Genomic DNA, 8,445 nt, shown 5'->3' on the forward strand with positions numbered 1-8,445 from the left:
AGTCCAAGCACACCTGCTCGAACTCCTCGGCATCGACGAAACCCGGCCCCGCTGGCTGGAGACCTAAAACCCCATGTGCGAAGTCACCGACTAGGAGGGCTGCGGGGCCGGCGACGTTCACGGTGATGCTGCGCAGATCCTCCGGTTCGGGGCTGGCGACCTGCAGGGGAGAGCGATCGACCACGGCGACTTCGAGGCCCTCGATCCACCGGGAGAAAACGACCTCTGAGCAGGCTCGGCCTTGGGTGAGCTGGCGGACGCGCACAAACGCCCCTCGTCGGCCGTACCAGCCGCCCATGCGAGGTCGAGCCATGGACAGGGTTTTGCCCTGTCCATTGTTCACATCCGAGCCTGGCTGAGGTCCTCTGCCGACGAAGCGCCTCAGCCGTATGGTGTCCGCGTCGCCCGGGCGTGGCCTGCGGCATCTCGTGGTTGCGCTGGGTGCAGACGTAGGGGCAGCGCGTGGCGTGGGCCGTGTGTGGCTGATTGATGGTGTGTTTCCCCGACGTGGCTCAGTCACGCTGGTAGGCGGCGAGGAGGAAGAGCCAGATCTCGCTGACCGTCGGGAAGCAGGTGACCGCGTGCCTCAGCCGCTTGAGCGGGACCTCCCCAGTGACCGCCACGGTCGCCGAGTGCAGGAGTTCGCTGACGCCGGGGCCGACGAAGGTGACCCCGAGCAGGACGTCCCGGTCAAGGTCGACGACCATCCGGGCGTGGCCCTGGTAGCCGTCGGCGTAGAGGTTGGCGCCCTGGGCGGCGTTGAAGTCAACATCGACGGTCTTGACGCGGTAGCCGGCGCGGGCCGCCTGCTCGGCGTTCAGGCCCACGGCAGCCGCTTCGGGGTCGGTGAAGAAGACCTGGGGTACGGCGTGCTGGTCGGCGGTGGTGGCGTGGTCGCCCCAGGGGGCGTCGTCCAGCGGCCGGCCGGCGGCGCGAGCGGCGATGGCGTCGCCCGCGGTCCGGGCCTGGTACTTGCCCTGGTGAGTGAGGAGCGCACGGTGGTTGACGTCACCCAGTGCGTACAGCCATTCGCCTTCGACGCCTTCGACCAGGCAGGTGGTGTCCACGTCCAGCCAGGAGCCGGGGGCGAGGCCGACCGTGTCGAGGCCGATGTCGTCGGTATGGGGAGCTCGGCCGGTGGCGAACATGACCTCGTCGGCCTCCAGTTCGCTGCCGTCGTCGAGGGTGAGGGTGACCGGTCCCGTGGGGTCCGGGCGGCGCAGGGCGGTCACCTGCACGCCGATCCGCACGTCAACGCCCGCTTCGGTGAGACTGCGTTCGAGCAGCTCGCCCACGAAGGGTTCCATGCGGGGCAGCAGGGCGCGGCGGACGAGCAGGGTGACCTGGGAGCCCAGGCCCTGCCAGAGGGTGGCCATCTCCACCCCGACCCCGCCACCGCCGACGACGGCGAGCCGTGCGGGCACGGTGCTGGAGTCGGTGCCGTGCCGGTTGGTCCAGGGCCGGGCCTGTCCGATGCCCGGGATGTCGGGCAGCACAGGTCGGCTGCCGGTGGCGATGGCCACCGCGTGCTGGGCCGTGAGGGTCTGGCGTGCGCCGTCGTCGCGGGTGACGGTGACGCGGTGGGGACCGTCGATCCGGCCGTGGCCGCGGAACAGGTCGGCGCCGATGGACTTCACCCACCGGGCCTGTCCGCTGTCGTCCCAGTCGGTGACGTAGCGATTGCGGCGGGCGAAGACCCGGTCCGTGTCGAGCCGGCCGGTGACGGCCTGCCGGGCGCCGTCCACGCGGCGGGCGTCGGCGACGGCGATGACCGGCCGCAGCAGCGCCTTGCTGGGCACGCAGGCCCAGTAGGAGCATTCCCCGCCGACGAGTTCCCGCTCCACCACGGCCACGCTGAGGCCGCCCGCACGGGCGCGGTCGGCGATGTTCTGGCCGACCGGACCGGCGCCGAGCACGACCACGTCATAGGTGCCGTTTCCCTGGGGTTCGTGTGCTTTGCTCATGTTTTTTCCTATCACGATCGGGCTGATCGCTCATTCGTTCATGGGATTGCTTGACGCCGGTCGTTGCCCTGGCCGGCGGACCCGGTTCGGGGCAGGAGCGACATCAGGGGGAGGAGCTGCCGCGATCACGGCTCAAAAGCCTGGGAAGAGGGTGCGCAGGTCGTCGCCGGTGACTGGGCCGTCCGTGGTCGGTGGGTCCTGGGAACGGTTGCGGCCGTAGATCAGACGCAGGACCGCCTCGGCTGGGCCGGCCGGAGCCAGTGGGGTCAGCGGGCTCCACGGGATAGATGTGCACTTCGTCGTCGATGTCGGGGAACAGCGTCCGGCCGGTGTCGGTGAGCTTGATCCGGATCCGTTGTGGTGCGAGGCGGGTCCTGGTGCCGGCGTGGCTGAACCGTCCGGCCATGAGGTCGCTCCGCTCCCACGGTGGAGCTGTCTCGGCGGTGGGCACTGCTGCTGAAGGACCCAGGGCTATGCCGATGTCCCAGGCGTGTACGGACTGCTCCGACAGCCGATGGCCGGCGTAGGCCGCGACGTCGAGCAGTCCGGCGAGTAACGGATTCGCACCGCCCTGCGCTGTCCCTTGTCGAGGGAATCGAGCAGATCCCGGTGGCGTTGGTCGGCTCTCAGCCAGTTGTCGCGCTGCGCTTGGTGGGCCATGGCATCCCATCGTGCCCAGACCGGCAGCAGCTCCTCCCGGTTCGGTCCGCGGGTGTCGCCGGCGCGGTCCGGCCGTGACCTGAGGAGCGGCCTTCTCCACCTCGAGACGTCCCGGTTCTGCCCGCCGCAGGCGGTCCACCAGTTAGCGCTCTGCTGTCGCGGTGTGGCGGCGCGGCGTCCTGAGCAGCATCGCCGCAGCCGGCGTCTGCGCCTCGATGACGACTTGGTTCGCGATTGAGGTTGAGGCGTGCTGGCTGCCCGTTCGCCTGCTGGTTGATCAGCAGGTGACCGGTCGGGCGAGCACCAAGTCGGTGCTGGTGCGGCGTCGGCGGGCGCCCTCGTCGACCTCAGCCTTGACCTGGGGGTGGAGGCGGAGCAGTTCGGTGATGCCCTCGGTGCGCATGGCGGTCTGGTCGTGCCGGCGCCCGGGCCGATACGCCCCCGACCACAGCAGGCGGCCCTGGTGGTCAGTGATGGTGGTGGTCTTGGCGGTGTTCTGCTTCTTCTTGCCGGAGACGAACGCCTTGCGGCCGGGCCTGCCCGCGCGGGGGCGGCGGACCTGTACCTTGGTGCCGTCAATCCGCAGCTCCACGTCCTCGGCGTCGGCGAAGACGTCTGCCAGAGTGCGCAGCCGTAGGCCGGGCCTGTCGGGGACGGCAAAGCCCCGTGCTGCGAGCAGCGGCCGGATCTCGTGCACCGCCCGGGTGATGGTGGGTCGGCTCACTCCGTACAGTTCGGCCAGTACCGCGTGCGGCAATTGCAGGCGCAGGACGGCCAGGGTGACCAGCACGCGGTTGATGAAGACCAGATGGTAGTGCGGCCCGGCTCCGGCTGCCCGCTTGCGCTCGCCTCCGCGCCGCTCGCGCAGCGCGGACTCGCACCGGGTGGCCCAGGGAGCGGCCAACTCCTCAATCAGTCCGCCGAGATGTGCACGGGACAGGCCGGAAAAGGCAGGATGAGACAAGGCCGCGCGGGCCCAGGCTGACGTCACAATCCGTCCAACCCGTGCGGCCGTCGTCGCGTCACGGGTGACGGCCTGCCTGCCAGTCGCTACTCGACGGGCTCGGCGATCAGTGCCGTGGCCACGGAGCGGAAGCCGAGTCGGGCGTAGATCCGGGCGACGTCATCGTCGCCCGCGGACAAGAAGATGGTCTTGGCGCCTCGCGATCGTGCGTCGGCCACCAGCTCTGCGGTGACCGCATGCGCAAGGCCACGACGTCGCGCGGTTGGTAGAGTTCCCACCCCGACAATCTCGGTGACCGCGCCGACCGGCTGGTGCTGACCGGCGCACAGCGCCGTTGCGTCCTCCACCGCGGCGGCAATGCACGTCAGGCCAGCCAGGATGCGTGCCACCGCGTGGTCCACCGATCCGTCACCGGCACAGCCGCGCATCACCTCTCCAAGTTCCGCCAGGCCGGCGGCACCGACACCGGTGCCAGGCTCGGCGAAGGCCAGGTGAGGAACGGCCAGCGCGCTCGGCAGCACGGGATCGTCCGGCCCCACGGTCCGGACCACCACGCCGCCGGGCACCTCGGGCACCGCGGGAGTCGGTACGCCCGGGCCGAGCACCATCAAGGGGTGCTCGTGCACCGCAAGCCCTGCCTGCTCGACCGCGGCCCGCAGCGCGGGCGCGGTCTCGGCGACCCACTCGAAACTCTCCGGGATGCCCAGTTCCCGCTGCCGGGCGCGGACCCGGTTCACTTCGGCGGCACTCACCGCTCCGGACCATCCCAGGGCCGGACGTGCATAGAAGGGCCAGCCCTGCCCCTCTCGTATGAACAGGGTCAGAGGCCCGAAGTCTTCGACTCGGGCACCGGAGCGGGGAACCGCGTCGTAGTACCGCTCAAGTCGGTCCAGCAGTTCACGGCGATCAGCAAGATCCACAGATGTCACGCCGAGCATCCAAGCAGGAGCTCGGGGACCACTGCCACCGCATTACGTCCTGTCACAGCCAGCTGGACGAAGCGAAGATCAACTGCCGACAGCGGTATCGCGTACCAAGTCGTTGTTCCCAGGCCGACGAGACCCTGTTCGGGCTGATCAGGAGGCAGCCCGAGTGCCGGAGTCTGACGAGCGGGATACGGGGCAGACCGCCACTCTTGCTTGCCGTGTGCCGCCACGTAGCCGAGTCATAGTTGGAGGGGCAGGTGGCGGGGGCCGCGGAGCATGGCGTTCTGCCGGTAGGGGGGTGGGTCCTGGACCAGGCGTGCCGTGCTCAGGTGGGGGATCAGCGCGCCGAGCGCGGCCTCGGCTTCGATGCGGGCGAGTGGTGCGCCGTAGCACAGGTGGATACCGCTGCCGAAGCCGAAGTGCTGGTTGTCCGGGCGGGTGGGGTCGAACCGGTCGGGCTCGTGGAACCGCTTGGGGTCGCGGTTGCCTGAGGCCAGCACCAGTACGACGGACGTGCCTTTGGGGATCGTTGTGCCGGCGACGTCGATGTCGGCGCGGGGGATCCTCTCGCGCATGTGGACCGGGGGTTCGTAGCGCAGCAGTTCCTCCACCGCTTGCGGTAGCAGGTCGGGTTCGCGACGCAGCTGGTCGACATGCTCGGGGCGGCGCAGCAGGGTGAGCACCCCGTTGGTGATCAGGTTGACCGTGGTCTCGTGTCCCGCGATCAACAGCAGCACGGTGGTTTCCGCGAGTTCCTCGCGGGTGAGCCGCAGGGCCGGATCCGGCTCGTTGACGAAGGCGGAGAGCATGTCGTCGGTCGGGTGGCCACGGCGCTGCTCGGCGAGGTCCACCAGGTACCGGCCCATCTCGATCCGCGCCTGGTTGCCCGCCTGGTCCCGCTCGGTGGAGTCCTCATCTGGCCTCACATCGGCGGATGCGACCACCGCGTCGGACCAAGCCCGAAACAGCGGCTCGTCCTCGCGCGGCACGCCGAGCAGGCGGCTGATCACGGTGACGGGCAGCGGGTAGGCGAAATCGTCGACGATGTCGATCTGCCGGCCCGCCTGGAAGGCCTCCATCAGTTCCTTGGTGAGCTGGGCGATCTCGCCGCGCATGGCATCGACCCGGCCCGGGCTGTGCGGCGGGCCGAACGGGCGCATGGTCAGGGTGCGCAGCCTGTGGTGCTCGGGGTCGTCGAGCCGCAGGAACGGCGGATTCGCCGCCTTCGCGGATGGAGACGGGGCGGTGCGGCAGCGCGGATCGGCACTCATCCGAGGGTCGTGGAGCAGAGCGGCGATCTCGTGGTAGGTGCCGATCAGATAGCTGCCGTCTGCCTGCCGCACCACGGGACCGGCCTCGCGGAGTTCCGCGTACAGCGGGTAGGGGTTGGGGCGGTTCACGTAGTCAGTGATCCGTGCCAGCAAGGTATCGGAGTCCATGGTGGCTCCTCGTGGTTGGGCGGGACGTGGGTCAGCCGGTGGGCTGCACCACCGTCAGTCGGCGATCGGGCAGGTGACCGGTGAGCGCCACGATGGGGCCATGGGACAGCCCCTTCGGATCCGGCACGTCGGACGGAATCGGGATGTCGGCCGCGATCGCACGGTCCGCCGCGCCGGGCGGGGGCGGGAACGGAGCAGCCGTCTCGATCAGGTGCCGGTAGTAGTCGAGCGACTTGGCCATGTCGACGGTGACCGCGGCGGTGACCCGCCCCTGGTAGCCGTAGACCATCGCCAGACGGCGCGCCTCCAGAGAACCTTGGGCGATGACCACTTGGTCGGAGAAGGTCGGCACGCCCACCGACTTGATGTTGAGCCCGAACTGGCTCGACCAGAACGTCGGGAGGGCGAGGTGCGGGCGCCGCAGGGGCCCCGGATTGACCATGTTGTGGGCCGCCACCTCGGCCTGCGCGACCGCGTTGCCCCAGTGCTCCAGGGAGAGCATCTGATACCCGAACAGCGGGTGCGGGAACCGGGAGACGTCACCGGCCACGAAGACGTCGTCGGTGACGATCCCGTACATGTTGAAGGCCCGGCACCCGGCGTCGCAGGCGATCCCGCGCGGGCCCGCTGCCAGCCCGGACTCCGCCAGCCACTCGACGTTGCGGACCGCCCCCAACGCCACGACGCACACGTCCGCGTCAACACGGCTGCCGTCGGACAGGTCCGCACCGGTGAACCGGCCGTTCCCGTCCCCGCGCAGGGCGGTGACTGTCACCCCGCAGCGCAGATCCACGCCGTGGTTGCGCTGCATGACGGCCGCAAGCTTCGATAGCGTCCCGCCGAGTGCGCCCACCAGGGGTGCGGGGCCGCGTTCGGCGACCGTGACGTCCAATCCTCGTTCCCGGCAGGCCGAGGCGATCTCCGAGCCGGTGAAGCCGCCGCCGATCACCAGCACCCGCCCCGGCCCGGCGGCCAGCCGCTCGGCCAGCCCCCCGGCCTCGTCGCGGGTGCGCAGGGTGAACACCCCGTCCAGGGAGCCCTCCTCCGGGTTGGGCCAGGGCCGCGCCCGGGTTCCGGTGGCGATCAGCAGCCGGTCGAACGGCAGCGACTCGCCGTCGGCCAGCATCACCCGTTTCCCGAGAGGGTCCAGGCCGGTGGCGCGTACTCCCAGCCGCCAGTCGGCGTCCGGATCCCGGCGCATCGGCAGCCCCGTGGTGTCCGCCGGCACCTTGCCGAGCAGCACCTGCTTGGAAAGCGGTGGCCGGTCGTAGGGCGGATAGGGCTCATCCCCCACCACGGTCAGTGAGCCGGTGAAGCCCTCCTTGCGCAGCGTCTCCGCGGCCCTCAACCCGGCCAGCGACGCGCCGACGATGACGATGCGGCCCTCCCGCAGATCACCGGGCACCGGCGCTCACCTCCTCGCCGACGAGGATGGCCTGGACCGGGCACGCCGCCGCAGCCTGGCGCACGCGCTCGGCCTGGTCGTCTGGGACGGCCGGGGCGTACAGCAACCCCTCTTCACCGTGCAGCTCGAACACCTCCGGCGCGAGGAAGACACACTGCGCATAGCCCTGGCAGCGCGTGAGGTCCACAACGATCTGCATGGCTAGCCACTCCCTGAGTCCGTACCGGCGTCCCCTTCTCTTTCTACGCCGGTGTCGCACCAGGCGCTCGTTACGCCCGTCCTGCACCGGGCGCCCGCCCGCTACCCGTTTATCCGGGTCGGCGGCCGTTGCCGGACCGGCAGGTGCTATGCGGGATCTTGTACGTGCTCCACACCGGCATTCAATGGGAGTACCTGCCTAGGGATCTCGGCTTCGGGTCGGGCATGACGTGCTGGCGCCGGCTGCGGGACTGGGACAAGGGTCGTGCGACTCCCGGCTGTCGGTGTCACCAGCTGCCGTGGCCGCCGTCCCCGTGTCCGCCGCCGTGGTGGCCGGTGCCGGGTGTGCCGCCCTCGGACCAACTGCCCGGGTCCAGGTCGTGGCCGAGGCTATGGCCGCCGGTGGTGAAGTCGGCGTAGAGGTCGCTGAGCTCGTTGACGAGTTGGCGGGTGAGGACGTCGGCGCCGGTGGTCAGTGCCGCAGCGAGTTCCTCGTCGGCTGCGGGGGCCGCTCTGGAGGTTGCGGGGGCGAGGCGGTCGGTTGCGGCGAGGGCAGCCAAACGGCGGCGGTCGGTGATGCCCCGCAGGGCTGGGTAGGCGGCAGGGGCGAGGCCCGCAGCCTGGACGAGGGCGGCGAGGGTGAGGTCGCGGTCGGCGGTGGAGATTGCGGAGCCGGAGCGGACCACGCTGTTGAGACGGGCCAGCAGCGCCTGGCGGCGCGGTAGGTCGACGGAGAGAATGTCGTGGCGGGTACGGCCGCTGGGGTCGCGCCACCGGCGGACCCGGACCGCCTTCTGAATCGTTCCGGGTTCGGTAGAGACTCTAAGTTGTGGCTGTGACCAGCGGTTTTGGCTGGTTCTGGAGGTAGTAGGTGGCTTCGTACTCGGCG

At 70.3% G+C, this 8,445-nt stretch carries 6 protein-coding genes and 3 pseudogenes; 1 reads left to right on the forward strand and 8 read right to left on the reverse strand.

All coding sequences use genetic code 11. The features are described 5' to 3' along the window. From ACWD6R_RS38615 to ACWD6R_RS38645, 7 genes and pseudogenes are all read right to left on the reverse strand, one after another. Positions 1 to 265 (reverse strand): annotated as a pseudogene (locus ACWD6R_RS38615) (hypothetical protein); the annotation flags it as partial. A gap of 247 nt (positions 266 to 512) precedes the next feature. Beyond that, complete coding sequence (locus ACWD6R_RS38620) at positions 513 to 1,964, reverse strand: dihydrolipoyl dehydrogenase family protein (RefSeq protein ID WP_451823029.1); 1,452 nt, start codon at positions 1,962 to 1,964, stop codon at positions 513 to 515. A gap of 937 nt (positions 1,965 to 2,901) precedes the next feature. Further along, a complete protein-coding gene (locus ACWD6R_RS38625) occupies positions 2,902 to 3,528 on the reverse strand; it encodes a transposase family protein (RefSeq protein ID WP_451823030.1) in 627 nt (208 codons plus the stop codon). Positions 3,529 to 3,674: 146 nt separating this feature from the next. After that, the gene (locus tag ACWD6R_RS38630; RefSeq protein ID WP_451823031.1) at positions 3,675 to 4,526 is read right to left on the reverse strand and encodes a GNAT family N-acetyltransferase; all 852 of its coding nucleotides are present in this window, start codon (positions 4,524 to 4,526) and stop codon (positions 3,675 to 3,677) included. 227 nt (positions 4,527 to 4,753) lie between these two features. Continuing rightward, positions 4,754 to 5,953, reverse strand: coding sequence for a cytochrome P450 (locus ACWD6R_RS38635; RefSeq protein ID WP_451823032.1), 1,200 nt, complete (start codon positions 5,951 to 5,953; stop codon positions 4,754 to 4,756). A gap of 31 nt (positions 5,954 to 5,984) precedes the next feature. Further along, positions 5,985 to 7,358 carry an NAD(P)/FAD-dependent oxidoreductase gene (locus tag ACWD6R_RS38640; protein ID WP_451823033.1) on the reverse strand — a complete coding sequence of 458 codons (1,374 nt, stop codon included), beginning with the start codon at positions 7,356 to 7,358 and terminating at the stop codon, positions 5,985 to 5,987. Then, positions 7,348 to 7,557, reverse strand: coding sequence for a ferredoxin (locus ACWD6R_RS38645; RefSeq protein WP_451823034.1), 210 nt, complete (start codon positions 7,555 to 7,557; stop codon positions 7,348 to 7,350). Before ACWD6R_RS38645 ends, ACWD6R_RS38640 begins: the two co-directional genes overlap by 11 nt. Before the next feature lie 113 nt (positions 7,558 to 7,670). Here ACWD6R_RS38645 and ACWD6R_RS38650 point away from each other — a divergent pair. After that, positions 7,671 to 7,811, forward strand: a pseudogene (locus ACWD6R_RS38650) (transposase); the annotation flags it as partial. A 32-nt stretch (positions 7,812 to 7,843) separates the two neighbouring features. Here the strand turns inward: ACWD6R_RS38650 and ACWD6R_RS38655 are convergent. Next, a pseudogene (locus tag ACWD6R_RS38655) lies at positions 7,844 to 8,445 on the reverse strand (hypothetical protein); the annotation flags it as partial.

It is taken from the genome of Streptomyces sp. NPDC005151, from assembly GCF_053599875.1.

What these genes read in the sequence shown, in the direction of transcription:
- ACWD6R_RS38635 (WP_451823032.1), bottom strand. Translation starts at nt 5,953, where the DNA reads ATGGACTCCGATACCTTGCTGGCACGGATCACTGACTACGTGAACCGC.
- ACWD6R_RS38630 (WP_451823031.1), bottom strand. Translation starts at nt 4,526, where the DNA reads ATGCTCGGCGTGACATCTGTGGATCTTGCTGATCGCCGTGAACTGCTG.
- ACWD6R_RS38620 (WP_451823029.1), bottom strand. Translation starts at nt 1,964, where the DNA reads ATGAGCAAAGCACACGAACCCCAGGGAAACGGCACCTATGACGTGGTC.
- ACWD6R_RS38645 (WP_451823034.1), bottom strand. Translation starts at nt 7,557, where the DNA reads ATGCAGATCGTTGTGGACCTCACGCGCTGCCAGGGCTATGCGCAGTGT.